The sequence below is a fragment of the Actinopolyspora xinjiangensis genome, from assembly GCF_900104475.1.
Lineage (GTDB): Bacteria > Actinomycetota > Actinomycetes > Mycobacteriales > Pseudonocardiaceae > Actinopolyspora > Actinopolyspora xinjiangensis.
Genome location: NZ_FNJR01000010.1, coordinates 60,256 through 86,153 on the forward strand (window position 1 = coordinate 60,256; position 25,898 = coordinate 86,153).

The following is a 25,898-nucleotide window of genomic DNA, read 5'->3' on the forward strand; positions in this document are numbered from 1 at the left end:
ATCAAGTTATAGCGCCGAACAGAGTCGAAGAATTCATCTCACCGGGAGGAAAGCGCATGGCGACCGGCAGTGCCCCCTCGACCACCGGGGGCGAGACCGGCAACTTCGGCGGAGCCGTTTCCGCTCTGCTGCACACCACGCCCAGCACGGCCGAGCGAGTACCGTGCCGTCGTGATCCGGACCTGTGGTTCGCCGAGAGCCCGTCCGATCTCGAACGGGCCAAGCAGCTGTGTGCCGAGTGCCCGATCAGGTCCGAGTGCCTGGCGGGAGCGCTCGCACGAGCGGAGCCCTGGGGGGTCTGGGGTGGCGAGATCGTCGAGCACGGCACCGTGATCACCCGCAAGAGGCCGAGGGGGCGGCCGCGCAAGCATCAGCCCGCGGACGGGGCTCGGACGGCGGGATCCGCCGCGCGGCGGGCGGCGTGACCACGTGCGGGACCGCCGTCGCGGGAAGAGAGCTACCTTTTTCGAGAAAGTGAGATCAGCGGAATGTTTCCCGAGGAAATGAGCCGATTACGTTGTTCGCGGCTTCGGGAGGAGGCCGAACGCTCCAGGCTGCCGCGTCGGATGGCCGCGGTGCGGTTCTGGCGGCGGCTGGCGTGCTTCGCCTCCCGCCGAGCCGAACGCTACGAACGACTCCTCTGACCGGAGGGGTCGCTTCGGCGACGAACTGTCGTGGCCCGGCGAGTACGCATCGGTGACGTACGAGCCGGCCACCGGCTTCGTTCTTCTCCGCCGGTCGCCTCCGTCGACGGAGAGCTCTCTCCGTCGGTCTCGTCCCGGCCGCGATGACCACGTCGGTCGGCGTGCGTCGGAAAACTCGATGGAGACCGTGAGTAGGCTCGTGATCATGCACCATCACTCGCACGACAACATCGACTGGGACACCAGACTGCGCCAGCTACGGGACGAGGACTCACTCACCGCCACCCAGACACGACGCGTGGCGGAGACACTGGTCTCGGGGCGGGAATCCTGCCGCTCCGTGATCGACGTCGGCTCCGGTGCGGGAGGGGCGTCGGCGGCGTTCGCCGAGGCGCTGCCGGGGGGCACGGTGACCCTCGTCGACTCGGCACCGGAGCTGCTCGCCGCGGCCGAACGGCACACGGCGGCCCACGCTTCCCCCGGCGTGGAGGTGCACAGCGTGCGGGCCGACGCGGCCGACGAGGAGCTCGGCGCGCGGGTGGGGCAGGCCGACCTGGTGTTCTGTTCGCTGGTCGTGCACCACCTGCCCGACCAGTTGGCCGGACTGCGTCGCCTGGTTGAGCTGGTACGGCCCGGTGGCAGGCTGGTCGTCGTGGAGTCCGGACTCTGGGCACATGTGCTGCCCTGGGATGTCGGCGTCGGCGAGCCCGGTCTGGAGGAGCGTCTGCTGGCCGCTCGGCACTCCTGGTTCCGTCGGATGCGCGCCGAGATGCCGGGGACCGTGCGGCTGCCGGTCGGCTGGTCGACGGCGCTGCGGCAGGCCGGACTCGACGACGTCGAGTCGTGGAGCTACCTGGTGGATTGGCCCGCCCCCGTCACCGGTCCGGTGCGCGACATCGTGTTGCGCAGGCTGGAGTGGCTGCGCGAAGCCGCTGTGGAGGAGTGCTCCGCCGACGACCTGGCCGCTCTCGACCAGCTGCTCGACGAGCACGGCCCGCACTACGCCGGACGGCGTGACGACCTCTACTACCTGGCCGCCCACAGCGTCTTCGTCGGCAGCAAACCCATGTGATTCAGCGTTTGTCGCCTCGGTCCGGCGAGGTCGTTCCGTGCCGGAACCTCCGGGGCGCCTCGCCGCGGGTGCCGGAGACATCGGGTAGGTACTGCACAACGTCTCCGGTCGTCCTCGCGAGGCGCTCCCCGGAGACCCCGCGGCGGTGCCGGTGGGTGGGCGTGGTGGTGATCGGCTGGTGCCGCTCGCGCGTAGTCGGGCTCTCGGTCCTGCCGGGGTCATCGGTCGCGGGGCCGTGCGTGTCGCGGCGAGCGGGACCCGAGCGCGTGGGGCGGGAACTCCGCCGCGCGGTACCCGCTCGATGTCTCCGGCCCCGCTCACGGCACCGCGAGAGGTTCCGCCGAGCGCGCCGCCGGACGAACCGCGTCGGCGACCTCCACCGGTGCCTCAGTCCACGAAGCCGGGTTGCCAGGTCGCGATGATCTCCCTGGCGGCCACCTCCGCGTCCAACTGGCACAGGATGCCGGTAGCCCCCAACGTCACCCGGTGTATCAGCAGGTAGTCCGGTGGCAGGTTCAACGACCGACCGGTGCGGAAGTCGGGGCTGCGCAGGTCGCCCACTCGGTCGGCCTGCCACTGGAGCCACGCGCGGGTGAAGTGGAAGGTCTCGGTGCGCACCGGATCCACGAACGGCCCCAGGTAGGCCTGCACGTCCTCCGCCCGCAGCGCCGAGTCCGTCTGCACGAACCGGTCGTCGCGCAGCAGTTCCATCAGCTCCTCGGCCCGGTCCTCCAGTGCCAGGCGGAGCATGCGCCCCAGCGTCCTCGGCAGCCCCTCGGGGAGTCTGGCGATCGCACCGAAGTCGATCACCGCGAGCCTCCCGTCCGGGAGGAGCTGGAAGTTGCCGGGGTGCGGATCGGCGTGCAGCAGGCCCACCCGGGAGGGCGACGAGAAGTGGAACTCGCTCAGCAGCCTTCCCGCCCGGTCGCGTTGCTCCCGGGAACCGTTGTTGATGATCTCGGAGAACGGGGTTCCCGACACCCACTCGGTGACCATGACCTTGGGCGAGCTCGCCACCACCCTGGGGATGTGCACCAGGTCGTCCCCCTCGAAGGCGGCGGCGAACGAGCGTTGGTTGTCGGCCTCGGTGCGGTAGTCGAGCTCCTCGACCATCCGGTCCTGCAGCTCGCGCAGCAGCGGTTTGACCTCCGCGCCGGGCAGCAGGGACTGGAAGAGCCGGGAGAACCGCATCAACTGGCGCAGATCGGAGCGCAGCGCTTCGTCAGCGCCGGGATACTGGATCTTGACGGCCACGTCCCTGCCGTCGTGCCAGACCGCCCGGTGCACCTGCCCGATACTCGCGGCCGCGGTCGGCGACTCGTCGAACTCGGCGAAGCGGTCACGCCAGCCGTTGCCCAGCTGTTCGTCCAGCGTGCGCCGCAGACTGGTCTCCGACATGGGGGGCGAGGTCGTCTGCAGCTTGGACAACGCGTCCCGGTAGGGTTCGGCGAGTTCGTCCGGCACGGCGGCCTCGAACACGCTGAGCGCCTGTCCGAACTTCATGGCCCCGCCCTTGAGCTGCCCGAGCACGGCGAACAGCTGCTCGGCGGTGCGTGCCGAGAAATCGGCACTGACGCTTTCCGCGTCCTGGCCCGTGAGTCGTTTGCCCCATCCCGCGGCCATCCTGCCCGCGGCGCCGAGCGGCAGACTGGCGAGCTTCACGGTGCGCTGTGCCGCTCGGCGGGGAACGTCGTTCACGGGAACTCCCTTCCAGTCGGCAGGCCGCCGGGGTACGGATCTCCGCCCCGGAGCACACGCCTACGGGCTCACCGACATGTTAGAGGTTCTCGCGTAGCCGTGTACAAGATCGTACCGGCCGATTCGTCCCGCCGAACCGGTGAAGGAAGCTCGGATCGAGTGAATCGCCCTCCCGGAAAACGCCGACCCGCTGTTCAGCGGTGCTCGGTCCAGCGGAGTCGTCGCTCGGCCCCGGGCGCGCTAGCCCTGGGGGTTGTGCGCCTTGCCGAGAATGCGCGTCATCTTGGTGCCGCAGACCGGGCAGGTCCCCTTGGCCATCCTCCTGCCGTTCGTTTCCGATATCTCACCGGTGAAGTCCCGCTTCTCCCGGCACTTTACGCAGTAACCGTTGTACGTCTCGGCCACGGCTGCCTCCTTCGGGTCGTTGTTCCGCGAGGCTCTCTCACGTGTCCACGCGTGCCTCGGAACTACGCTGGGCAAAAGGTACCCGCGCCAGGAGCAGCGCGCAGGAGTTCGGCGTATCGCGATTTCGGATGAATGGCTTCACCTTTTCGGGGGTAACGTGGCGTGTTCGGAACGACCGTTCCCGTAGTAACGGGAGTTCGCGCCGGATTCCTCGATGTGGAATGCTCAGTTGATCTGCGGTTCGGATCACAGCGGTCCTCCCAACGACGATCGAGCTCGCTAAGCTTCCCGATCGTGGCCGAACCGCAGGTGGAGGTGCGCCGTAGCAAGCGGAGGAAGCAGACGGTCAGTGCTTACCGTGACGGTGGCAAGGTGGTCGTGCTGCTGCCCGCCCGGATGACCCGTGCCGAGGAGAAGCACTGGGTCGACGAGATGCTCGGCAGGCTGCGCCGCAGTGAGACCCGCCGCAAGTCACCGGCGAGGAACTCGGACGAAGCGCTCATGGACCGGTGCGCCGAACTGTCGCGGCGCTACCTCGACGGGCGTGCCGTACCCGAAGGGGTCCGCTGGGTCGCCCCCATGCGCACCAGGTGGGCGTCCTGCACACCGACCGAGGGGACCATCCGCGTCAGCCGTCGGCTGCGGGAGGTGCCGAGCTGGGTGCTCGACTACGTGCTGGTGCACGAACTCTCCCACCTGCTGGTTCCGGGGCACGGATCGGACTTCTGGGAGTGGGTGAACCGCTACCCCCGCACGGAGCGGGCCATCGGTTACCTCGAGGGGCTCACCGCCGCGGCCGACCTCGGCTCGGACCTGGCGGACGACATCGAGGTCCGATAGGACCGCGATCCTCGGTCAACCGAAGCACCTACCAGCCCGACGGACCCCTGCCGTCGGAGCGCCGCCCTCCGAGGCCCGCGACACCGGTCCGCCCGCACCGTCGTCGAAACGTGCTCCGGCCGGAGCGCACGGTGACCGAACCGGTGCCCGCCCCGCCCTCGGAACGGCCGCTCCGCCCAGGAGGATTACGACGGTGCGGGGCCGGATCACCGGTCTGGTCCCGGCGGACCGTGCCGGGACCGTCGCACACCGTCTCAGCGGTCGCCGTTCTCGTCGTTGCCTTCGCCGTCGGAGCTCTCCGACTCCGAGTCGCCGTTCGCCTGCTCCGCGGCCTCGGCCCGCTTGATGGCGGCGATCGGATCGTCCAGGTCCTCGTTGCTCCCGCCCCAGCGGTCGGCGAAGTCCAGCGGCTCGTCCAGATCGGAACCGTCCGGCAGTAGATCAGGGTGGTCCCAGACCCGGTCGCGACTCGTGACGCCGTGCCGCTCCGTGAGCAACCGCCACAGCGAAGCGGCGGCCCGCAGTCGGCGCGGTCGCAGCTGCAGCCCCACCAGGGTGGCGAAGGTCTGCTCGGCGGGGCCGCCGGTCGCGCGCCTGCGTCGCACCGTTTCCCCGAGTGCCTCGGCGCCCGGCAGGCGTTCCCCGACCGCGTCGGCCACCACCACGTCCACCCAGCCCTCGACCAGGGCCAGCAGCGTCTCCAGGCGAGTGAGCGCGGCCTGCTGCTCGTCGGTGGTCCGCGGCTCCAGCATCCCGGAGTTCATCAACTCCTGCATCGAGTTCGGATCGCTGGGATCCACCTTGCTCGCCAGGTCCTCCAGCGAGGAGGTGTCGATGTGGATACCCCGCGCGTACTCCTCGACGGTTGCCAACAGGCGTTGTCGCAGCCAGGGGACATGGCTGAACAGTCGGTGGTGCGCCGCCTCCCGCGCCGCCAGGAAGACGGTCACCTCGCTGGCCGGGCGATCCAGGCCCTCGCCGAAACGCTCGACGTTGGCGGGCAGCAGCGCGGCCGTCCCGTCCGGGCCGAGGGGCAGCCCCACGTCGGTGGAGGTGAGAACCTCCCCGCCGAGCTGAGCCAGTCCGTTGCCCAGCTGTGAACCGAAGGTCAGCCCGCCCATCTGGCCGAGCATGGAAACGATCGGCCCGGCCGCCTGCTTGGCCTCCTCCGGCAGCGCCTCCAACCAGGCCTCGGAGACCCGTTCCGCCACCGGGTCGCACAGCCGCTTCCAGATGGGCAGTGTGTTGTCCACCCACTCCTGCGCCGACCAGGCCCGCACGACGTGTGTCCCGGTCGGGAAGGCCGTGGTGGGGTCCAGCCAGAGCTCGGCGAGCTGAATGCCGTCCTCGATGGCCTTGGTCTGCTGCTGGGTCGGGCGTTCGGTGTGCTTGTTGGCCTGCAGCTGTTGGTGGGCGAGCTGCTTGGCCAGGTCGTAGTTGACCGGCCCCGAGTCACCACCGGAGGAGTGGCTGAGGGCCTGCCCGAGCTGGGTCAGCATCTGACCGAGCGCGCCGATGTCGAAGTTCGGCGTACCGCCGGGGCCGGGCATGCCCCCGGGACCGGGCATCCCGCCGAAGCCGGGGAAGGAACCCGCTCCTCCGGAAAAGCCGGTGCCGCCCCCGGAGCCACCGTCCGACGAGTCGCCCTTGTCGCGATCATCGGGTTCCTCGTTGTTGGGATCGTGGGGGCCGAACCCGAAGGGCACATCACTCATGGTTCCACCGTACGCGGAACACGCCGGTGGGCAGTAGGCGAGCGGGAAATCGCTCGCCCAGGGCGAACGTCACCGCGAACTCGACATCTCGGGCCCCACGCAAGTCGCCCGCCGGGAGCTCGTCCGGGGGACGTAGGGTGTCGTGCTGTGAGTCGCCGTACCTGGACCCTGCTTACGAGTGTCGTTCTGGTCGTGCTTTTCGGGCTGCTGGGAGCCTTCGTCCCGGTGCCCTACGTGGCGCTGGGCCCCGGCCCGACCCATGACACGCTCGGTTCCTACCAGGGCAGGAAGGTCGTCCGCATCGAAGGCACGAAGACCTTTCCGACCAGCGGTCACCTGAACATGACCACCGTCTCGGTCACCGACCAGCTGTCGGTCTTCAGCGCGCTGACGCTCTGGGCCAGTGGCGACCACGCCCTGGCCCCGCGTGAACTGTACTTCCCGCCGGACAAGACCGAGCAGCAGGTGGAACGCACCAATACGCGCGCGTTCCGCAATTCGCAGGACTCGGCGGAGACCGCGGCGCTGCGTCACCTCGGCTATCCCACGGAACTCGTCGCCGAGGAGCTCGTCAGCGACGGACCGGCCCAGGGAGTCCTTCAGCCGGGCGATGAGTTGATATCCGCCGACGGGGAGCGGTTGAGCGACCCGCAGTCGTTGGTGGACGCGCTGTCCGACACCCGGCCCGGCCAGCGGGTCACCCTGCGCTTCAGGCGAGGGGACCGGGAGCCCCAGCAGGCCACCGTCCGCCTCGCGGAAGCACCGGACGACCGTTCCCAGGGGTTCCTCGGCGTGCAGCCGGCCCTGCGCCCTCGGGTCGACTTCGACGTCGACATCAAACTCCCCAATGTGGGCGGCCCCTCGGCGGGGCTGATGTTCTCGCTGGCCGTGGTGGACAAGCTCACCCCCGGCGAGCTCACGGACGGCGAGTTCGTCGCAGGAACCGGCGAGATCAACCCGCGGGGCGAGGTCGGGCGCATCGGGGGCATCGGATTCAAGATCGCCAAGGCCCGGGAGGCCGGGGCCCGGGTCTTCCTCGTGCCCGAGGAGAACTGCGCCGCCGCCAAGTCCCAGGCTCCCGAAGGGATGAGGTTGATCAAGGTCGGCACGCTCGACGAGGCCGTCAACGCGTTGGAGGCGCTTCGGGCGGGCGAACAACCACCCCGCTGCTGAAGCACCGCGAGGACGCCCGAGCGGGCTCCGTCGCGGCGGCCGGGTGTCGACCGCCGCGACGGAGCGGCCCGGAACCGCCCGGCCTCGGCACGGTGACCGCTACTCCTCGAAGGTCGCGTGCATCGCGTTGAGCAGGTTCGGCGCCAGGGCGCTGTCCTCGACGAGCTCGCCCTCCTCCTGTTCGGGGTCGCCGTCGAAACCGTCGTCGAGCTCGGGGTCCTTGTTGCGCAACCGCAGTACGCAGGTCTGCGTCCCACCGCGCAGCACCGCCGCGACCAGCCGCGCCTCCCTGCGGTCGGGGTGCTGCGCCGCGGTGTTCCGCGCGGCCTCGTCCTCGCCGGGAAGTTCCTGCTCGGCCTCGGGGGGAAGTACCACGATCTCCTGAACCAGCGCACAACCCAGCACCCGCTCCGGCCAGGCTATCCCGGCCAGAGCCTCGCCGATGTCGTTGCCGGGCAGTTCGTCCTGCGCGACGGGAGTCAGCGGTGAGCCGGTGTTGAGCTGTTCGGCCAGTCCGGGCTCGGCCTCGAGGAGTTCCGCGGTTTCCACCAGGGCGAACATTCTGGCGGGCCGTTCCCAACCCTCCGAAGCCGCGAACTGTTCGATCTCGCGTGCCACCGCGGGCAGTGCCGCGGTCATTTCCTCGGTGATAGCGGGCGACATTCGTCCATCGTCGCACCGCCCCGGCCGTCCGGTTCGACGCCCGTGGGCCTCTTTCCGGTGGTGGGCAACACGCGACGAGCCCCGCCTCTCCGTCGTGCGGGATGTCCGTTTGGTTCGGATTCGCGGGCACCGTCCCACTTTCTCGTGGCGGCATCGTAGAGTTGACCGCACGGGAGCCCGGGTCGCGCCTGACTCGGTCCCGTTGCCCGCGGATCGTCACCAGGGAGTGCGCTGTGGCCACGAGGCCGGTAGGAGTACCCAAACTGTCCCGGCGGAGCCGGATCCTTCTGATCCTGGGCGCGGTCGTGCTGGTAGCGCTGATCGTCGGATCACGTCTGATCGGGACATACGTCAATTGGTTGTGGTTCGGCAGTGTCGACTACCGGGGAATCTTCACGACGATCGTGCTGACCCGGATCGTGCTGTTCGTCTGTGCGGGCGTGTTCCTCGCCGGTGTGCTGGCGTTGAACCTCTGGCTCGCCTACCGGACGAGACCGGTCTTCGTGCCACTCGACAACAGCGGGCAGGAGGATCCGCTGACGCGGTACCGCACCGTCATCACCCAGCGGTCCAAGTGGTTCGGCATCGGCATCCCGGTCGTGGTCGGCGCGATCGGTGGTCTGGCGGCCACCGGCGACTGGCGGATGGTGCAGCTGTTCCTGAACCGGACTCCCTTCGGCACCGAGGACCCGGTGTTCGGTCACGACGTCAGTCTCTACATCTTCCAGCTGCCGTTCTTCCGCTGGCTGTTGGCGTGGGGATTCATCGCCGTGACCCTGTCGTTCATCGGCGCGCTGGCCACGCACTACGTTTTCGGCGGCGTCAGGGTCGCGGGCAGGTCGGGTCAGATCTCCCAGGCCGCCCGGATTCAGCTCGCCGTGTTGGCGGGCGTTTTCGTGCTGCTCAAGGCGGTGGATTTCTTCTTCGACCGCTGGGACCTGCTGCTGTCGCAGCGCAGTGATCTGTTCACGGGTGCCAGCTATACCGACCTCAACGCCGTGATGCCGGCGAAGGTGATCCTGCTGTGCATCTCGATCATCTGCGCGCTGGCCTTCTTCGCCGCGGTGTTCCTGCGCAACCTGCAGATTCCGGCGCTGGCCACGGTGCTGCTGGTGCTGTCCAGCCTGGTCGTCGGGGCGCTGTGGCCCGCGCTGCTGCAGCAGTTCTCGGTGGAGCCGAACGCCAACCAGCGCGAGGCGACCTCGATCGAGCGCAACATAGCCGCCACCCGACAGGCGTTCGGCATCACCGAGGAGGACGTGACCGTCCGGGAGAACTACACCCAGGGGGGCGACGGCTCGGGCTCGGACGGTTCCGATGTCAGCCCGGAGGATGTCGCCCAGGACACCGGCACCGTCTCCAATGTGCGACTGCTCGACCCGAGCCTGCTGTCCGAGACGTTCACCCAGCTGCAGCAGCAGTTCAACTTCTACGGTTTCCCCGACGAGCTCGACATCGACCGGTATCGGGACGACAACGGCGAACTGCAGGACTATCTGGTCGCGGTGCGCGGGATCAACACCGACGGTCTCGCGGAGAATCAGCAGTCCTGGATCAACCGGCACATGGTCTACACCCACGGCAACGGTTTCGTCACCGCACCGGCCGACCGGGTCAGCTCGGTGCCCGGTGAGGGTGCCGACACCGGTGCCTATCCGGTGTTCTCGATGAGCGACGTCGCCAACGACGGCCAGGGCGAGATCCCGGTCGAACAGCCCCGGGTCTACTACGGTGAGCTGAACCAGGACTACGCCATCGTCGGTGCCGAGCAGGGTGAGCGGCCGAAGGAGTACGACACGCAGAACTCCCGCTACACCTACACGGGAGAGGGCGGCGTCTCGATCGGCAACTGGTTCAACCGGGCTGTCTTCGCGGCCAACTACGGTGAGCGCAACATCCTGTTCAACCAGGAGATCGGCTCGCAGTCGCAGATCATGTTCAACCGCAATCCGCGGCAGCGGGTGCAGAAGGTCGCCCCCTGGCTCAAGTTGGACGGCGATCCCTACCCGGCCGTCATCGACGGGCGCATCAAGTGGATCGTGGACGGCTACACCACGCTCGACAACTACCCGTACTCCACGCTGACCTCCTTCGGGCAGGCGGCCAGCGACTCCACCAGCGACGTCACGCAGCCGGACCAGCAGATCAACTACATCCGCAACTCCGTCAAGGCGACCGTCGACGCCTACAGCGGAGAGGTCAGCCTCTACGAGTTCGGTGAGAAGGACCCGGTGCTGCAGGCGTGGAAGGGCGTCTTCCCCGGGGTGGTCAAGCCCAAGAGCGAGATCAGCGACGAGCTGCGGCAGCACTTCCGCTATCCCGCCGACATGTTCAAGGTGCAGCGGCAGCTGCTCGCCCGGTACCACGTGGACAACCCGGGCGACTTCTACGCCACCCGGGGTTTCTGGCAGGTGCCCAACGATCCGAACGAGGAGCAGCGTGGTGGATCCGGTGAGAAGCAACCGCCGTTCTACGTGATCGCGCAGGCACCCACGCAGAACCGGCCGACCTTCCAGCTGATCAGCGCCATGACCGCGCTGGAACGGCAGAACCTGTCGGCCTGGATCTCGGCCTCCTCGGACCCCGAGAGCTACGGCGAGATCACGATGCTGGAGCTGCCCACCGGTGATCCGACCCTGGGGCCGGTGCAGGTCCAGCGGCAGATGGAGTCCACCCCGAAGGTCACCGAGGACCGGACACTGTTCGACAATCCCGGTGTCCGTGCGATGTTCGGCAACCTGCTGACCCTGCCGGTCGAGGGCGGCATGCTCTACGTGGAGCCGATCTACATCCGGCCCAACAGCGAGGACTCCTATCCGCAGCTGGCCAGGGTGCTGACCTCCTACGGCGACAGCGTCGGTTATGCCGAGACGCTGCAGGGGTCGTTGGAGCAGATATTCGGTCCCGGCGCCGGGCAGAACACCGAGACCGCCGAGGACGAGAACCAGCAGGGCGACGGTCAGGACCAGCAGGGTGACCAGGGCCAGCAGCAGGGCGAGAACCAGGGTCAGCAACAGGGTGACCAGGGTGATCAGGGCGACCAGGGCCAGCAGCAGGGCGACGGCCAGGGACAGCAGAACAGTCCCGAGGTGAACCAGGCGGTGCGGGAGTTGCGGGCCGCGATGGAGGAGGTCCGCTCGGCGCAGAGCTCCGGTGACCTCGGCCAGCTCGGCCAGGCCTTCCAGCGGCTGGAGGAAGCCATGGCTCGCTACGAGGAGGTCACCGGCGACGGTGGCTGACCGAGCCGCGGCGGGGTGGAGCGCGGTGCGTTCCCACCCCGCCGGAGGCGCTCCGCGCGGAGTCGTGGGCGTGGTGCCCACCCCCTGTGTGGGAGGTGTGGGCGGGAGTGTAGAGTTGCAACTACAACGAAACACGGCGCGGGGTGGAGCAGTTCGGTAGCTCGCTGGGCTCATAACCCAGAGGTCACAGGTTCGAATCCTGTCCCCGCTACCAGGATCGTCCCCCTTCCGGTTCGCCGGGAGGGGGACGATCCTCGTCCGGCTGCGGTTTCCCGGTCGAAGTTCCCGCGGCCCCGATGGGGTAGCGATCCCGGTGTGGCAGCGGCACGCGCGGCGCCGGGGCCGGATCACGGCATCCCTCTCGGGGGCGCGAAGCAGCACACGCTCGCCGGGCAGTCATCGGTGTGAGGCGTTGCTTCCCCGTTCGGTACAGGAGAAACCGGCGATACCGGGAGAAACCGCTGGTGAACGGAGTCGTGGGCGTGGTGCCCACCCCCCTGTGTGGGAGGTGTGGGCGGGAGTGTAGAGTTGCAACTACAACGAAACACGGCGCGGGGTGGAGCAGTTCGGTAGCTCGCTGGGCTCATAACCCAGAGGTCACAGGTTCGAATCCTGTCCCCGCTACCAGGTCGGCCCTCGGAGTTCCGCTCCGAGGGCCGAGTTTTTCGCATGAGGGGAAGCACTGCCGGGGTGGTTCGCCGAATCCGGCCTCTCCGGAAGGGCTGACATCGGGTGATCGTCCGCGCCACATCGGCCGCTCGGCGTGGAGACGAGACCCCGTGCGCACTCGGAACTCCGACGGGTGATCCTTCAGGGGGCGCCGAGTGGACGGGCGAGGAAGCGGGATCGGGCTCACGGCGCGCGGCACGTGTTCGGGAATGCGGGCGGGATGTGGGACTTCTGTCCCGGTCTCAACTCCTCCTGGCGAGACCGGAAGCGGGGACGTTGGTGGTCGCTGAGATCCCCGGGCTCGTACGTACGACGAGCCCGGTTTTCGTTTCCGCGAGCCTCAGCCGTCGGCCCACTTGCGGGCACAGGTGGGTGAGCAGACTCGACCCTCGCGGCTCCCGCTGCGGAAGGCGCGCATCTTACGGCCGCACACGATGCAGTTGTGCGGGCTGTCCACCTGGATCGGCACCAGTGACTTCGCCCGTTCCGAAACCTTGCTCGCCATCTTGTTCCTGCCCTGGGCGAGCTTGGTCCGCAGCAGACTCCGATGCACGGTGTTACCTCCCTAATTCGGCGGGTCCGTCCCGTACGCACCCGTCGCAGTGTCCGGCCCCGTTACTCGGCCGGCCACTGTGAAGGGTGCCCTTAACAACGGCTCTTCCACAGCATCGCAGCAAGAATTACCCATTTCGAGTTAAAGAGTATCCCTGTTCAGGGGACGGTGAGTGTACGAATTGGTTGCTGCCAGTGGAGGAATCCCCGGTGAAAGTGAATCCGGGTCGCAACGGCGGTCTCGTGTGCTGCGATGAATGCGCTGCGTGTTCATTCTGTCCCCTTGTTGCGCTGCCGTTTCGGACACGGACTACGGCCATTGTGGACAGCCTGTCATTGCCGTGGCACCGTAGGAGCCGTGACCGACCTGAATGCGACATCCGCAGCCTTGCTGGGACTTCTCCACGAGGGGCCGATGACCGGGGGGCAGTTGGTGGCGGCGGCCACCGACCGGTTCAGTGGGTTCTTCAGCGTCACCCGCAGCCAGGTGTACCGGGAACTGCCCGCACTCGCCGAGGCGGGAATGCTTCGTCTCGGCAAACAGGGACCACGATCCAGCCAGCAGTACATCATCACGGCGGCGGGCAAGCGTGCCTTCAAGTCGTGGCTGAACACCGAGCCGGGGCCGGACAACGTGCGCAGTCCGCTGCTGTTGCGGTTGCGCTACGCGGGGATGCTGACCTCGAAGCAGCGTGCCCACCTGGTCACCTCGGCCCGGGAGCAGTACGTCGAGAAGCTGAACGAGGCCAAGAACGCCGCCAAGGTGGCCGAGGATCCCTACGAGAAGGCCGCGGCGGACTTCTCGGTGGCGCACAACCGCGCGGTCATCAAGATGCTCGACGCCATACCCGAATGACGTTCGGGTATGGCGGGGGCGTGGCGAGGGCCGCCGGTCGGCGTCCGTGGTCGTGATGGTGTGAAGTAGGCTGGAAACCGTGAACCCCGACGTCGCCGCCGAGCTCAAGGACATGTCCGAAACCCTCGAGGGCATCGAGCGCGTCATGGATCTCGATGCGTTGCGGGCCCGGATCGCGGAGCTGGAGGAGGAAGCGGCCCGCCCGGACCTGTGGGACGACGTCGAGTACGCCCAGCGGATCAACAGCCAGCTCGTCCACAAGCAGAGCGACCTGCGCAAGATCACCGGGCTCCGGCAGCGCCTCGAAGACCTCGAAGTGCTCTACGAACTCGGTGAGGACGAGGACGACAGCGCCAGCGTCGCCGAGGCCGAGCAGGAGCGCACCCAGCTCAAGAAGGACCTGGCCGACCTGGAGATCCGCACCCTGCTCTCGGGGGAGTACGACGAGCGCTCCGCCATGGTCACCATCCGGGCCGAAGCGGGCGGTGTGGACGCCGCCGACTTCGCCGAGATGCTGATGCGGATGTACCTGCGCTGGGCGGAACGCCACGGGTACCCCGTGGAGGTCTACGACACCTCCTACGCGGAGGAAGCGGGTGTGAAGTCCGCGACCTTCCGCGTCGACACCCCCTTCGCCTACGGCACCCTCTCGGTGGAGCAGGGGACCCACCGGTTGGTGCGCATCTCCCCGTTCGACAACCAGGGGCGCAGGCAGACCTCGTTCGCCGGTGTGGAGGTGCTGCCGGTGGTCGAGGAGACCGACCACGTGGAGATTCCGGAGAAGGACATCCGGGTGGACGTGTTCCGCTCCTCCGGGCCGGGCGGGCAGAGCGTGAACACCACCGACTCGGCCGTGCGGTTGACCCACCACCCCACGGGAATCGTGGTCTCCTGCCAGAACGAGAAGTCTCAGCTGCAGAACAAGGCCGCGGCCATGCGCGTGCTGCAGTCCAAGCTGCTGGCGCGCAAGCGCGAGGAGGAGCGCGCCGAGATCGACGCGCTGCGCGACAGCAGCGGTTCGGGCTGGGGCAACCAGATCCGCTCCTACGTGCTGCACCCCTACCAGATGGTCAAGGACCTGCGCAGCGGTTACGAGGTCGGCAACCCCGAGTCGGTGCTGGAGGGGCAGCTCGACGGGCTGCTCGAAGCGGGAATCCGCTGGCGCAAGCAGCAGCACGACCAGGAACAGCAGCAGGGCTGAGACGGTCGCGGTTCCGCCCCGGCCCCCGGCCGGAAGTGGACGCCGGTGGCACCACCGCCCGTGCCCGAGGCGGCCACTCCGTCGGGGCATTACGGGAGTCGTGTTTCCCGATCGCGTGAGTCGGCCTCGTTCCGGTGTCACAGGGTGTCGCCGGTCCAACCGGTGCGTGAGGAAGCGCGCAAGGTGATTGCCTCGGCGCAACCAATGGTACGGGTGAGTGAAGGCTCCCTGAGTGGCCGCGGGTAAGCTCACTGCCCGTGATCCGGCTCGAACACGTGTCAAAGACTTACAAGACGTTGGCGCGCCCCGCTCTCGACGACGTCTCGGTGTCCGTGGACAAGGGCGAGTTCGTATTCCTCATCGGCCCCTCCGGGTCGGGCAAGTCCACTTTCCTGCAGCTGTTGCTGCGGGAGGAGGTGCCCACCCGAGGCAGGGTGATCGTCGCCGACTGGAACGTCGCCAAGCTGCCACGACGTCGCGTTCCCAAGCTGCGGCAGCGGGTCGGCTGCGTGTTCCAGGATTTCCGCCTGCTCAACAACAAGACCGTCTTCGGCAACGTCGCCTTCGCGCTCGAGGTCATCGGCAAGCCCCGGCACACCATTCGCAAGGTGGTCCCCGAGGTGCTCCAGCTCGTCGGTCTCGAGGGCAAGGCCGACCGGATGCCGGTGGAACTCTCCGGCGGTGAGCAGCAGCGGGTCGCCATAGCGAGGGCGTTCGTGAACCGACCGCTGGTGCTGATGTGCGACGAGCCCACCGGAAACCTGGACCCGGACACCAGCCAGGACATCATGTTGTTGCTGGAGCGCATCAACCGAACCGGAACCACGCTGGTCATGGCCACGCACGACCACTCGATCGTCGACTCCATGCGCAGACGGGTCGTCGAGCTCAGCCACGGCCAGGTCATCCGTGACGATGCCCGTGGTGTCTACGGCGTGGGCCGCTGAGCCTCCCACGAGGCGGCTCCCTCCCGAATCCGCAAGTCGCAGACCGCACCGAAAGCTGACTCAAGATGCGCGCGAGTTTCGTATCCAGTGAGGTCGTCAACGGCCTTCGTCGCAACGTGTCGATGACGATCGCGATGATCCTGACCACCGCGGTCTCCCTCACGCTGCTCGGTGGTGGCCTCATCGTCGTCCGGAAAGTGGACCAGGCCCAGGAATCGCTGCGCAACGCCGCCGACGTCGTCGTCTACATGAGCGAGGACGTCAGCGCCAACGATCCCGAGTGTGCCAACGACCCCTGCGCGGGCATCCGATCCGAGCTGGAGCGGGCCTCGGGTGTGGAGTCGGTGCGGTACCTGAACCGGCAGGAGATCTTCGAGCGGGCGACCGAGGAGTTCTCGAACCAGCCCCAGCTGCGGGAGCTGGTGCGCCCGAAGGCGCTTCCCGCCGCTCTGTGGGTGGAACTGGGGGACAACGTCACCCCACGGGCCGTCAAGAAGCAGTTCGAGGGGCGCACCGGGATCGGCTCGATCAACGACCAGTCCCAGTTCGTGCGCAGCATGGTCGGCAAGCTCAACGATGTGCGCGACGGGACGTTCCTGATCGCCGCGTTGCAGGCCTTCGCCGCGCTGCTGCTGATCTCGAACACCATCCAGCTCTCCGCGTTCAACCGCCGCACCGAGACCGGGATCATGCGGCTGGTCGGGGCCTCCCGGTGGTACACCCAGCTGCCGTTCCTGCTGGAGGCCATGGTCTCGGGGATCATCGGTTCGGTGGCGGCGATCGGGCTGCTCATGGTGCTCAAGGAGGCCTTCCTCGACGGCCTGCTCAAGCCGCTGACCGAGGCGAATCTGCTGACGGCGGTCAGCTACGCCGACGTGGCCTTCGTGGCACCGATCCTGGTGCTGGTGGCCTCGGTGATCTCGGGACTGACCGGCTATCTCACGCTGCGGTTGTACGTGCGGATCTGACCCGGGGCGGGAGCGCCCCGGGGCGTCGGTGTGGCGCTCCGGCTTCCGGGGCGCCACGGCCGCGGGAAACCACGTGGTCCACGCGTCGGACGCGGCGCTATGCTCGCCGGTATGGCAAAGGAACGTGGCCACAATCTGATCGCGCGTAACCGCAAGGCGCGGCACGACTGGACGGTGCTGGACACCTACGAGGGCGGCATGGTGTTGACCGGCACCGAGGTGAAGAGCCTCCGCCAGGGACGTGCCTCGCTGGTCGACGCCTTCGCGACGATCGACAGGGGCGAGGTGTGGCTGCGCAACGTGCACATCCCGGAGTACACCGAGGGAACGTGGACCAACCACGCCCCGCGTCGTTCGCGCAAGGTGCTGCTGCACCGGGACGAGATCGAGCGCCTGATGGGTAAGACCAAGGAGAGCGGACTGAGTCTGGTGCCGCTCTCGCTGTACTTCTCCGACGGCAAGGCCAAGGTCGAGCTGGCCCTCGCCCGAGGGAAACGGATTCACGACAAGCGCAGGGACATGGCCAAGCGCGACGCCGAGCGCGAGATGGCGCGGGCGATCGGCCAGCACCGTAAGGGTATGCGCTGAGGATGCCGTCTCGGACTTCGCCCGGTGTGACCGGTGCGCCGTCCACCGCGGGGCGGTGACAGGTTGACCACGAGTAGTGAGCCGGGGCGACCGCCCGCCTCGGACGAGGAGGTGGCCGGCTGGGTGGCCGGTCTCGGCGTTCCGGGGCTGGTGGACCTGCACACGCACTTCCTGCCGGAGCGGGTGCTGCACAAGGTCTGGGACTACTTCGACCTGGCCGGTGCCCACTACGGGATCGAGTGGCCGATCCGGTACCGCTTCGACGAGCCGACGCGTCTGGAGGTGCTCGGCAGTCTGGGCGTTCGCGCGTTCGCGCCGCTGGTGTACCCGCACAAGCCGGGGATGGCCGAGTGGCTCAATCGCTGGGCCCTCGAATTCGGGCTGACCACGAGCGGTGCCGTGCCCACCGCCACGATGTATCCCGAACCCGGTGCCGTCGATTACGTGGCCGCGGCGCTCGACGGCGGGGCGCGCTGTTTCAAGGTGCACGTGCAGGTGGGCGAGTTCGATCCCCGCGACCCGCTGCTGGACCGTGCCTGGGGGCTGCTGGCCGAAGCGGGGGTGCCCGTGGTGGTGCACTGCGGTCACGGGCCGCTGCGTGGGGAGTTCACCGGTCTGGAGGTGTTCGCCGAGGTGCTCGGACGTCATCCGGGGCTGGTGGCGGTGCTGGCGCACGCCGGTATGCCCGAGTACGAGCGTGCGCTGGAGCTGGTGCGGGAGTACCCCGGGGTGTACCTGGACACCACGATGATCGGTGTCGCCTTCAGCGAACGGTTCGCGCCGTTGCCGGGTGACTGGGCGGCCCGGCTGGTTCCCGTGGCGGATCGGGTAGTGCTCGGTTCGGACTTCCCGAACATTCCGTACCCCTACGCCGAGCAGTTGGCAGCGGTGGCGGGGTGGGCCGCTTCCGAGGAGCGGTTGGGAATGCCGTTCCTGCGTGCGGTGTTGCACGACACGCCGGCCCGGTTGCTCGGATGCCGTTGAGGCGGCGCGAGACCGTTCCCGGTATCCCGGGGTGGTTCGGGCGGGACGATCCGCCGAACCGGGAATGATCGGGCGGGTGCCATGCGTTATGATGTTCGGTACGGATTCGACACGGCCGGTTCGTGGCGGGTCCGGACTGTTGGAAAACAGGTTGTTGAGTAACAGAACACGGGGGTGAACGGTTTCGACTCTGGCCGTTGAGCCAAGGGAAGCGTGCCGGTGCAGGCGGAAGACCACCGTTAAGCGTCGCCGTGAATCAACAAGCGCCGACAACAAGAGTCAGCGCGAGTTCGCACTCGCCGCCTGAGCGAGTAGCGACTCTGTCGGACCGGGTAAGTCTCCGACCCGGACCCCGGCATCGGTTAGGGGACTCACCGTTTCAGTTCGGTCGCGGAACTGATCGGGACATCGCACAGCGACTGGGCTTGTCACACCGGCTCGTCCGCGTGACCGGTGAAGCCGAGTAGAGACACAGCGGACTGCGCACGGAGAAGCCTTGGTGAGGCGACAGAGGACCCGGGTTCGAATCCCGGCACCTCCACCAGCGGCCATGTGGCCGCGTGATTTTTCAAGGGAAACCCCGCTCGGCGAGCCCCGCCGGGCGGGGTTTTTCGTGGACCCGCTGAGCGGTGGTTTCGTGAGAGACGTACGCCGGAGAGGCCGTGCGGCCGCCCGTGACGCACGCGCGTCCGGGCCGAGCTCATCCGGACGAACCGGATATGACAACGATCACTCATGTCGTGGCGCGACCCGCTGTTCCGGCGGACGCCCTCGCTCGTCGCTCGGCAGCCGCGCCGAGTCGATCCCTGGTCACGGGCCCGGTCTCGGGCGTCGTGGCCGGGTTGTCGCGTATCGTCATCACTCATGAGCGATGCGTCAGCGATTAAAATCGGGCAAATGGTGTGCCGGGAAGACTGGTCGGCGGGAAGTTGACGGACGATCCGAACAGGACGTGTTGATGGGAACCGACCCCCAGTACGACGAAGCTCGGCGCGAGGACTCCGGGAGCGGGGATTCCCGGGACGGGCGGCCGCGTGGCGAAGACGAGCGGGGTGAGAACCAGCGGGGCAGCCCGGAGCGTAGCCTGTTCGCCCCGACCCCCGATGCCGAGAAGCGCACGCTCGCCGACATCCTCCGCACGGAGACCGTCGGCGGTGTGCTCGTGCTCGTGGCCGCGGTGCTCGCGCTCGCCTGGGCCAATTCGCCGTGGGCGGAGAGCTACGCGACGGCCGCCGAGTTCGTCCCCTGGCCGGGTGGTGAGTTCCTCGGGCTGGACCTGAATCTCTCCCACTGGGCCTCCGACGGGTTGCTGGCGATCTTCTTCTTCGTGGTCGGTCTGGAGCTCAAACGCGAGTTCGTGGTCGGCGAGCTGCGCAATCCCCGGAGAGCGGTGCTGCCCGTGGTGGCTGCGGTGGCGGGCATGGTCGTCCCCGCGCTGATCTTCGTGGGCATCGCCTCGACGGCGGGCGGTGACGCGTTGAGTGGTTGGGCCGTTCCCACGGCCACCGACATCGCCTTCGCGCTGGCGGTGCTCGCGATCGTCGGCAAATACCTGCCCAGCGCGCTGCGCGCTTTTCTACTGACGTTGGCCGTGGTCGACGACCTGTTGGCGATCACGGTCATCGCCGTGTTCTACACCGACGACTTCCACCCGTTGCCGCTGCTGGGAGCGGTGCTGCCGCTGGTCGCCTTCGCGTCGCTGGTGCGGCTGCGGGGCCCGTGGTGGCCGGTGCTGCTCGTACTGGGCGTGGCTGCGTGGCTGCTGGTCCACGAGTCCGGGGTGCACGCCACCATCGCCGGGGTGCTGCTGGGCTTCACCGTCCCGGTGCTGAGCAAGGACGGCGGCGAGCCGGGACCGGCCGAGCACCTGGAACACCGCTGGCGCCCGGTCTCGGCCGGGATCGCGGTTCCGCTGTTCGCGCTGTTCGCGGCGGGGGTGTCGCTCGGTGGTGGCGGTATCTCGGCCGCCTTCTCCGATCCGGTCGTTCCCGCTGTGATGGCGGGGCTGGTGCTGGGCAAGCTGGTCGGCATCTTCGGAGCCACGTTCCTGATGGCCAAGTTCACCAGAGCACAGCTCGACGCCAATCTCTCCTGGTGGGACCTGGTGGGGTTGTCGTTGCTGGCGGGGATAGGTTTCACCGTCTCGCTGCTGATCGGCGAACTCGCCTTCGGTGCCGGTGAGCGCGGTGAGCACGTCAAGGTGGCCGTGCTGTTCGGTTCGCTGCTCGCGGCGCTGTTGGCCTCGGTCGTGCTCGGGGTGCGCAACCGCGCCTACCGCAGGGCCCATCCGGCGAGTGCCGGTCGATCGAATACCGAGTAATGATCGCGCGTCGGCATGCGATGTAATACCGGGAGGTACTGCCGCACGCGGGACGACGGGAGTGGATATTCGTGGTGATCCCCGGCAAGGGGAGCCGTCGCAAGATCAGTTGGGACGTGGTCAGGGCCGGTTGCGTCACGTTGGTGATGCTGTACCACTCGACCACGGTCAGCGTGGAGTTCCATCCCGAGATCGAGCCGCGAACGTTCGCCTTCCCCTGGCAGGTCGGTGCCAGCATGCTGCTGGTCATATCGGCCTACTTCGCCTGCGTGACCATCGGACGCGGGACCGTGCTGCGCTACTGGTGGGGCAGGATCGCCCGGTTGTTGCCCGCTTTCGTGGCAGCATCGGTGCTCATCTTCCTGCTCACCCGGGCCTTCCGCATCGAGGGCTGGTACCTGCCCAGTGTGCGTGACCTGTTCGAGCACCTGCTGATGCTCTGGCACTGGAAGCCGCAGGAGTTCGAGTTCCTCGACGTCGCGCACTGGACGGTGCCGCTGCAGCTCATGGGGTTCACGGCGGCCGCGTTGCTCTACCGCTCCCGCTGGGGCCACGGTGACCGGATCATCTGGGTGCTGTGGTTCGCGATGCTGCTTCCGCTGGCGCAGTGGCCCATCCGCGCCTCGGGGCCACCGGAGTTCTACCGGGTACTGGCCGACGGGCTCGGGTTCCACCGCTGGCACCTGTTCGTGGCCGGTGTGGCGATCTGGCTCTGGTCGGTCGGCAGACTCCGGACTCCCCACTTCGCCGCTTTCCTGGGCACCGCGATGTTCGCGCAGTGGCTGCACAGCTTCGCCACCGCTCCCTCGGGGGAGCTGGTCCCGGACGTCGGGTCCTCGGTGTGCGTGGCGATCGGGCTCTGCGTGATCGCCCTGGTGGCGCGCGGTCCCGACTGGGAGGCCGTGATCCCCGTGGCGGCGCGTCGCCCCATCCAGTGGTACGCGGGCATCTCCTACGGGGTCTACCTGACGCACCAGTCGCTCGGGCACATGGTGGTGCGCCGGTTGCAGGACCTGGGCGCACCGACCCCGTTACAGACGCTGGCGATGTTGGCCACCGGTGTGCTGCTGGGATGGGGGCTCACCCGAGTGGTGGAGCAACCGGCCCACCGATACCTGATGCGTACCTACGACCGGTTCGTGACCGAGCGGCGGACCGTCTCCAGCGGGGTCTGAGCCCTTTCCCCCGCGGCGTTCGGTCGTTTCCGGCCGAGCCCGCCGATGGCTTCCGAGACGGCCGTGCGCGCGGTGCGTCCCGCCCCGATCAGCGTGGCAGAGGCCGGGCCGGTCCAGTCGCCGTAGCCCACCAGGTGGATTCGTGGCTCCTCGAGGCTGCGGGTTCCCTCGGTGGGGATGCGTCCCCGCTCCCTGCTCAGTCGCAGCGGTCCCAGATGCCGCAGCGCGGGCCGGAAGCCGGTGCACCACACGACGCTGTCGAACTCCAGCTCGGCTCCGTCCGGCCACACCGCTCCCCGGTCGGTCAGTCCGGAGATCATCGGGTGTGCGCGCAGCACACCGCGTTCGCGGGCCTCCCGAACGCTGTCGACCATCACGATGTCGCCCAGCTCGGAGACCCCGCTCGCCGCTCCCGACAGCCGTCGGGTCGCCACGTCGAACAGCACCCGGCCGTCCACCTCGTCCGGCATGAACCTGGGCGGTCTGCGGGTCACCCAGGTGGTTTCGGCCACGGTGGACAGTTCGGCCAGGATCTGCGCCGCCGAGTTGCCGCCTCCCACGACCAGTACGCGCTGCCCCCGGAACGGGGCCGGTCCCGGATAGGAGGCAGTGTGCCACTGTGTCCCGTCGAAATCAGCCGTGCCCGGATACGCGGGGACGTAGGGAGCCCGCCAGGTTCCGGTGGCACTGAGCACGGCCCCGGCCGTCCACGTCCCCGCGTCCGTGGCCACGGTGAGCTCCTCGCCGGAGTCGTACACGCCGGTGACCCGGACCGGCCGCAGTACGGGCAGTTCGTAGCGATGCTCGTAGGCTCGCAGGTAGTCGACGGTGTGATCCACCGTGGGGAACTCGGTCCCGGGCTGGGGCGGCATCCCCCAGCCGGGCAGCGAGTTGTGCCGAGCCGGGGAGAACAACCGCAGCGAGGGCCACATGTGCTGCCAGGAACCGCCACCCCGGCGCCGCTCGTCGAGGATCACGAACTCCGCGCCCGCTCTGCGCAGGAAGTAGCCGGCCGCCAGGCCCGCCTGGCCGCCACCGATTACGAGGACGTCGACACGTTCGCGCGGTGTTTTCGGCATTCGATCCGCTCACTGGTTCCGGGGCTGGACGACACTCCATTTTTACGAAACATATTCAAGTCAGGTGGGTATTCCGCCGGAGCGTGCGAGGCGCTGTCTGCTCCCGGTCAGTCCGGCCGGAAACCGTAGGGCAGTTCCAGCCGGTGCGCGGCGAGCAGCTCGGTGTCGGCCAGCAGCTCGGGGGTGGGGCGGTCGGCGACGACCCGGCCGCCGTCGAGCAGCACGCTGCGCGGACACAACCGAAGCGCGTAGGGCAGGTCGTGGGTGACCATCAGCATCGTCGGGCTCAGCTCCAGCAGCAGTTCCGCCAGCTCGCGCCGGGCCACCGGCTCCAGCCCCGCCGAGGGCTCGTCGAGCACGAGCAACCGGGGATCGCAGGCCAGCACAGTGGCCAGCGCCACCCGCTTGCGCTGCCCGCCGGACAGCCGCAGTGGACCCCGGTCGGCGTGCTCGGTCATGCCCACCGCTTCCAGCGCCCGCCGCACACGCTCGTCCAGCTCGGCACCCCGGAGGCCGAAGTTGATCGGCCCGAAGGCCACGTCCTCGCGGACGGTGGGCATGAACAGCTGGTCCTCCGGGTCCTGGAACACCAGCCCCACCATGCGACGGATCTCGCGCAGGTTCGGCTCGGCGACCTCCAGCCCGTCGATCGCCAGGTGTCCGCGCTGCGCGGCGATGATCCCGTTGAGGTGCAGGGTGAGCGTGGTCTTGCCCGCACCGTTCGGTCCCAGCAGCGCGACACGTTCCCCCTCCTCGACGCGCAGTCCGACCCCGTGCAGCGCTTCGGTGCCGTCCGGATAGGTGTGGCGGAGCCCGGAGACCTCCAGCACGGGCCCGGTACCGGTGTCCGTCCGCGCCGCCCCGTTCGCCTCGCGTCCGCTCACCTCGTCCACAGTGCCACTCCCGCGATCGCCGCTGTCACCAGTGCCGGGCTCAGTCCCAGCAGCCAGTCCCGTGCTCCTGGGCGTCCTCTACCCGGTTCCGGCAGTTCGCCGGACCACCCGCGCGCCACCATCGCCAGGTGCACCCGCTCCCCGCGTTCGTAGCACCGCAGGAACAGGGTGCCGACGCTCCGGGCGGTCGCGTTGGCCTGCCACAGGAAGCGGGGATCGTCCCCGCGCGAGATGCGTGCCAGCCGCATCCGCCCAGCCTCGCCGACCGCGACGCCGACGTAGCGCAGCATCAGCGACGAGATCATGATCAGCGTGCTCGGGGTGCGCAACCGTTGCATACCCAGCAGCAGTTCCCGAGGCGAGGTGGTGGCGGCCAGCGTCAACGAGGTGAACAGGCCCAGCGTGCCCTTGGCGAGGATGTTCCAGCCCGCCAGCAGTCCCGGAACCGACAGCGCGAGCCCGGCCACCTCCGCGCGTTCACCACCGAGCGCGAACGGAAGCACCAGCGCCAGCGCCACGAACGGCAGTTCGATCAGCAGACGCCGGGCCAGCCAGCCCGGTGGAATCCGGGCCGTGCCCGCCAGCACGCCGAGCAGCAGCGCGAATCCGCCGAACGCCCAGAAGGCGGTGCGCGGCGTCGCCACGACGCAGAGCACGGTGCCGAACGCGGCGACGAGTTTGATCTGCGGTGCGAGCCGGTGCAGCGGGCTGTCCCCCGGCAAGTGGAGTGCGTTCTCTGAGACAGAGCTCATCGCCGGGTGCCGGAGGAGTCGTCATCACCCGGTGCGGTGGTCGAGCTGCCCGAGGTGGGACGGCTCGGTTCGCGAAGCAGCGCGAACAATCCACCGGCCAGCAGCAGGGTGACGAGCACGCCGAGGATTCCCGCCACTCCGGTCATCCCCGAGTTGCCCAGCACCGTGTAGTCCGCCAACGGGCTCCCGGCGAAGGCGTGTTCCGTGCCGCTGCGCGCGATGCACTCTCCGGTGAGCCGCTCACCGTTCGAGGTCGGCACCGTTTCGCAGCCCTGCCTGGTGACCGCTTCGAGCCCGTCGGGCGAGGAATCGGCCAGGTAGGACACCACGGCGGCGACGAACAGTGCCACCACACCGAACCAGACGAAGAAGGTTCTGCCGCCCCGCTGTTGTGCTGTGTCGTTCACGACGTGCCCTCCACGGTTCCTCGCTGCTGGGATCGCCGGTTCTCGTCCTCCCGCGTGCGGGTCCGCTCGCCCTGTCGCGACTCGCGCAGCAGCAGGATCAGATCGGGACGGCCCGCCGCGACCGCGCCGACGGTCAGGGCGGTGATGATCCCCTCGCCGACACCGATCAGCAGGTGGATGCCGAGCATGGGGAGCACGGCCTGGGCCACGGAGAAACCGGCCGTCCCGCCGATCCAGTACTCCAGCAGGAAACCGGTCGAGGCCATGACGGTGTTGATCGTTCCGGCCAGGAAGGCGGTGATCAGCAGTCCCGTCCTGCCCCGCCTGGCGAGCGGGCGCAGTGCCACCGCCACCAGGTATCCCGCGGCGGTGCCGATCAGCGCCATGTTGGTGATGTTGGCACCGAGCATCGTCAAGCCGCCGTCTGCGAACAGCAGCGACTGCACCACCAGCACGATGGACACGCACAGCGTGCCCACCCACGGGCCGACCAGGATCGCGACCAGCGCGCCACCCAGCAGGTGGCCGCTGACGCCGGGCAGCACCGGGAAATTGATCATCTGGGCCGCGAAGACGAAGGCCGCGACCAGACCGGCCATCGGGGCGGTGCGGTCGTCCAGTGTGGCGCGGGCCCTGCCCAGCGAGAACCCGATGCCCGCCAGCGCGATCGCTCCGAAGAGCAGCGCGGTCGGCGCGTTCAACAACCCGTCCGTCATATGCAGGGCGAGCGGAGTGGTGTGCACGGCATGCTCCCTGGGGGCGCTGATGTCCCGCTCAGGCTAGACGCACTGCTGATGCTGTGACCACAGTTGTGCAACAACGACCACATCGTGGTTCGGTATCGAGGGCGTGATCTCAGCTCCGCCCCGTCTTGCCCCTGCTCCGTCCGCGTCGCCGCGAAACCGACCGTGGCGGGCCGGCGCTGTCGGTGGGGCGTGACCGCGGCGCGGGTGGTGTGCACCGCTGGTGGTTTCGGACCCGAGCGCGGGGCCGCCACCGACTCGCCCACTCGGCTCGTGGCCATCACCCAGCGGGTGTCCCCCGAGCACGGGACAGCG

The 25,898-nt window shown here is 68.5% G+C and carries 24 protein-coding genes, 2 tRNA genes and 1 other RNA gene; 17 read left to right on the forward strand and 10 right to left on the reverse strand.

All coding sequences use genetic code 11. The features are described 5' to 3' along the window. Positions 1-56 precede the first annotated feature (56 nt). The 3 genes from BLQ75_RS15630 to BLQ75_RS15635 all read left to right on the forward strand — a co-directional run bounded on the left by BLQ75_RS15630 (position 57) and on the right by BLQ75_RS15635 (position 1,716). Positions 57-425 (forward strand): WhiB family transcriptional regulator, encoded by a 369-nt coding sequence (locus tag BLQ75_RS15630; protein ID WP_092603018.1) that lies wholly within the window; start codon positions 57-59, stop codon positions 423-425. Between the two features lie 78 nt (positions 426-503). Then, positions 504-644 (forward strand): hypothetical protein, encoded by a 141-nt coding sequence (locus BLQ75_RS23560; RefSeq protein WP_170837520.1) that lies wholly within the window; start codon positions 504-506, stop codon positions 642-644. 205 nt (positions 645-849) lie between these two features. Further along, entirely contained in the window at positions 850-1,716 is an 867-nt protein-coding gene (locus BLQ75_RS15635) for a methyltransferase (RefSeq protein WP_092603272.1), read from the forward strand. A gap of 387 nt (positions 1,717-2,103) precedes the next feature. Here BLQ75_RS15635 and BLQ75_RS15640 read toward each other — a convergent pair whose 3' ends face one another. After that, entirely contained in the window at positions 2,104-3,414 is a 1,311-nt protein-coding gene (locus BLQ75_RS15640; protein ID WP_092603020.1) for an ABC1 kinase family protein, read from the reverse strand. Between the two features lie 240 nt (positions 3,415-3,654). Continuing rightward, on the reverse strand, positions 3,655-3,819 hold the full coding sequence (locus tag BLQ75_RS23565) for a DUF5679 domain-containing protein (RefSeq protein ID WP_170837521.1): 165 nt from the start codon (positions 3,817-3,819) through the stop codon (positions 3,655-3,657). Positions 3,820-4,113: 294 nt separating this feature from the next. Here BLQ75_RS23565 and BLQ75_RS15645 point away from each other — a divergent pair, with 294 nt between their 5' ends. Further along, entirely contained in the window at positions 4,114-4,659 is a 546-nt protein-coding gene (locus tag BLQ75_RS15645) for a M48 metallopeptidase family protein (protein WP_092603022.1), read from the forward strand. A 254-nt stretch (positions 4,660-4,913) separates the two neighbouring features. On the opposite strand, the gene BLQ75_RS15650 is transcribed toward BLQ75_RS15645, so the two are convergent. Then, positions 4,914-6,374, reverse strand: coding sequence for a zinc-dependent metalloprotease (locus BLQ75_RS15650; RefSeq protein ID WP_092603024.1), 1,461 nt, complete (start codon positions 6,372-6,374; stop codon positions 4,914-4,916). Positions 6,375-6,521: 147 nt separating this feature from the next. On the opposite strand from BLQ75_RS15650, the gene BLQ75_RS15655 reads away from it, so the two are divergent. Beyond that, complete coding sequence (locus BLQ75_RS15655) at positions 6,522-7,547, forward strand: YlbL family protein (RefSeq protein WP_092603026.1); 1,026 nt, start codon at positions 6,522-6,524, stop codon at positions 7,545-7,547. A 99-nt stretch (positions 7,548-7,646) separates the two neighbouring features. Here BLQ75_RS15655 and BLQ75_RS15660 read toward each other — a convergent pair whose 3' ends face one another. After that, positions 7,647-8,210 (reverse strand): PPA1309 family protein, encoded by a 564-nt coding sequence (locus BLQ75_RS15660; protein ID WP_043578160.1) that lies wholly within the window; start codon positions 8,208-8,210, stop codon positions 7,647-7,649. 233 nt (positions 8,211-8,443) lie between these two features. Between BLQ75_RS15660 and BLQ75_RS15665 the strand changes: the two genes are divergently transcribed. The 3 genes from BLQ75_RS15665 (at position 8,444) to BLQ75_RS15675 (ending at position 12,076) form a co-directional block, all read left to right on the forward strand. Continuing rightward, on the forward strand, positions 8,444-11,449 hold the full coding sequence (locus BLQ75_RS15665; protein WP_211481400.1) for a UPF0182 family protein: 3,006 nt from the start codon (positions 8,444-8,446) through the stop codon (positions 11,447-11,449). Between the two features lie 137 nt (positions 11,450-11,586). After that, positions 11,587-11,663 (forward strand) — tRNA-Met (locus BLQ75_RS15670). Positions 11,664-11,999: 336 nt separating this feature from the next. Next, a tRNA-Met gene (locus tag BLQ75_RS15675) sits at positions 12,000-12,076 on the forward strand. A gap of 382 nt (positions 12,077-12,458) precedes the next feature. Here BLQ75_RS15675 and BLQ75_RS15680 read toward each other — a convergent pair. Further along, entirely contained in the window at positions 12,459-12,671 is a 213-nt protein-coding gene (locus BLQ75_RS15680) for a hypothetical protein (protein WP_092603030.1), read from the reverse strand. Positions 12,672-13,085: 414 nt separating this feature from the next. Here BLQ75_RS15680 and BLQ75_RS15685 point away from each other — a divergent pair, with 414 nt between their 5' ends. The 9 genes from BLQ75_RS15685 to BLQ75_RS15725 all read left to right on the forward strand — a co-directional run bounded on the left by BLQ75_RS15685 (position 13,086) and on the right by BLQ75_RS15725 (position 21,709). Continuing rightward, positions 13,086-13,526: a PadR family transcriptional regulator gene (locus BLQ75_RS15685; RefSeq protein WP_043578168.1), complete on the forward strand. Its 441-nt coding sequence runs from the start codon at positions 13,086-13,088 to the stop codon at positions 13,524-13,526. Positions 13,527-13,605: 79 nt separating this feature from the next. Further along, positions 13,606-14,727 (forward strand): peptide chain release factor 2, encoded by a 1,122-nt coding sequence (gene prfB / locus BLQ75_RS15690; RefSeq protein ID WP_092603032.1) that lies wholly within the window; start codon positions 13,606-13,608, stop codon positions 14,725-14,727. Positions 14,728-14,984: 257 nt separating this feature from the next. Further along, entirely contained in the window at positions 14,985-15,674 is a 690-nt protein-coding gene (gene ftsE / locus BLQ75_RS15695) for a cell division ATP-binding protein FtsE (RefSeq protein ID WP_092603034.1), read from the forward strand. 65 nt (positions 15,675-15,739) lie between these two features. Then, complete coding sequence (ftsX, locus tag BLQ75_RS15700) at positions 15,740-16,642, forward strand: permease-like cell division protein FtsX (protein ID WP_092603036.1); 903 nt, start codon at positions 15,740-15,742, stop codon at positions 16,640-16,642. Between the two features lie 111 nt (positions 16,643-16,753). Then, the gene (gene smpB / locus BLQ75_RS15705; protein ID WP_043578605.1) at positions 16,754-17,230 is read left to right on the forward strand and encodes an SsrA-binding protein SmpB; all 477 of its coding nucleotides are present in this window, start codon (positions 16,754-16,756) and stop codon (positions 17,228-17,230) included. 63 nt (positions 17,231-17,293) lie between these two features. Then, a complete protein-coding gene (locus tag BLQ75_RS15710; RefSeq protein ID WP_092603038.1) occupies positions 17,294-18,214 on the forward strand; it encodes an amidohydrolase family protein in 921 nt (306 codons plus the stop codon). Positions 18,215-18,384: 170 nt separating this feature from the next. Continuing rightward, positions 18,385-18,758, forward strand: a transfer-messenger RNA (tmRNA) gene (gene ssrA, locus BLQ75_RS15715). Between the two features lie 414 nt (positions 18,759-19,172). Continuing rightward, positions 19,173-20,534, forward strand: a complete 1,362-nt coding sequence (nhaA, locus tag BLQ75_RS15720) for a Na+/H+ antiporter NhaA (RefSeq protein ID WP_092603274.1) — start codon at positions 19,173-19,175, stop codon at positions 20,532-20,534. A gap of 74 nt (positions 20,535-20,608) precedes the next feature. Then, positions 20,609-21,709: an acyltransferase family protein gene (locus BLQ75_RS15725; RefSeq protein ID WP_244515611.1), complete on the forward strand. Its 1,101-nt coding sequence runs from the start codon at positions 20,609-20,611 to the stop codon at positions 21,707-21,709. Here the strand turns inward: BLQ75_RS15725 and BLQ75_RS15730 are convergent. From BLQ75_RS15730 to BLQ75_RS15750, 5 genes are all read right to left on the reverse strand, one after another. Next, on the reverse strand, positions 21,661-22,788 hold the full coding sequence (locus BLQ75_RS15730; protein ID WP_092603042.1) for an ArsO family NAD(P)H-dependent flavin-containing monooxygenase: 1,128 nt from the start codon (positions 22,786-22,788) through the stop codon (positions 21,661-21,663). The two genes, BLQ75_RS15725 and BLQ75_RS15730, sit on opposite strands and share 49 nt — an antisense overlap. 107 nt (positions 22,789-22,895) lie before the next feature. Then, positions 22,896-23,672 (reverse strand): energy-coupling factor ABC transporter ATP-binding protein, encoded by a 777-nt coding sequence (locus BLQ75_RS15735; protein ID WP_092603276.1) that lies wholly within the window; start codon positions 23,670-23,672, stop codon positions 22,896-22,898. Continuing rightward, on the reverse strand, positions 23,669-24,433 hold the full coding sequence (gene cbiQ / locus BLQ75_RS15740) for a cobalt ECF transporter T component CbiQ (RefSeq protein ID WP_092603044.1): 765 nt from the start codon (positions 24,431-24,433) through the stop codon (positions 23,669-23,671). Before cbiQ ends, BLQ75_RS15735 begins: the two co-directional genes overlap by 4 nt. Then, positions 24,430-24,840: a PDGLE domain-containing protein gene (locus BLQ75_RS15745; protein ID WP_092603046.1), complete on the reverse strand. Its 411-nt coding sequence runs from the start codon at positions 24,838-24,840 to the stop codon at positions 24,430-24,432. The genes cbiQ and BLQ75_RS15745 overlap by 4 nt, the downstream gene beginning before the upstream one ends. Beyond that, entirely contained in the window at positions 24,837-25,583 is a 747-nt protein-coding gene (locus tag BLQ75_RS15750) for an energy-coupling factor ABC transporter permease (RefSeq protein WP_170837522.1), read from the reverse strand. Before BLQ75_RS15750 ends, BLQ75_RS15745 begins: the two co-directional genes overlap by 4 nt. Positions 25,584-25,898: the final 315 nt, after the last annotated feature.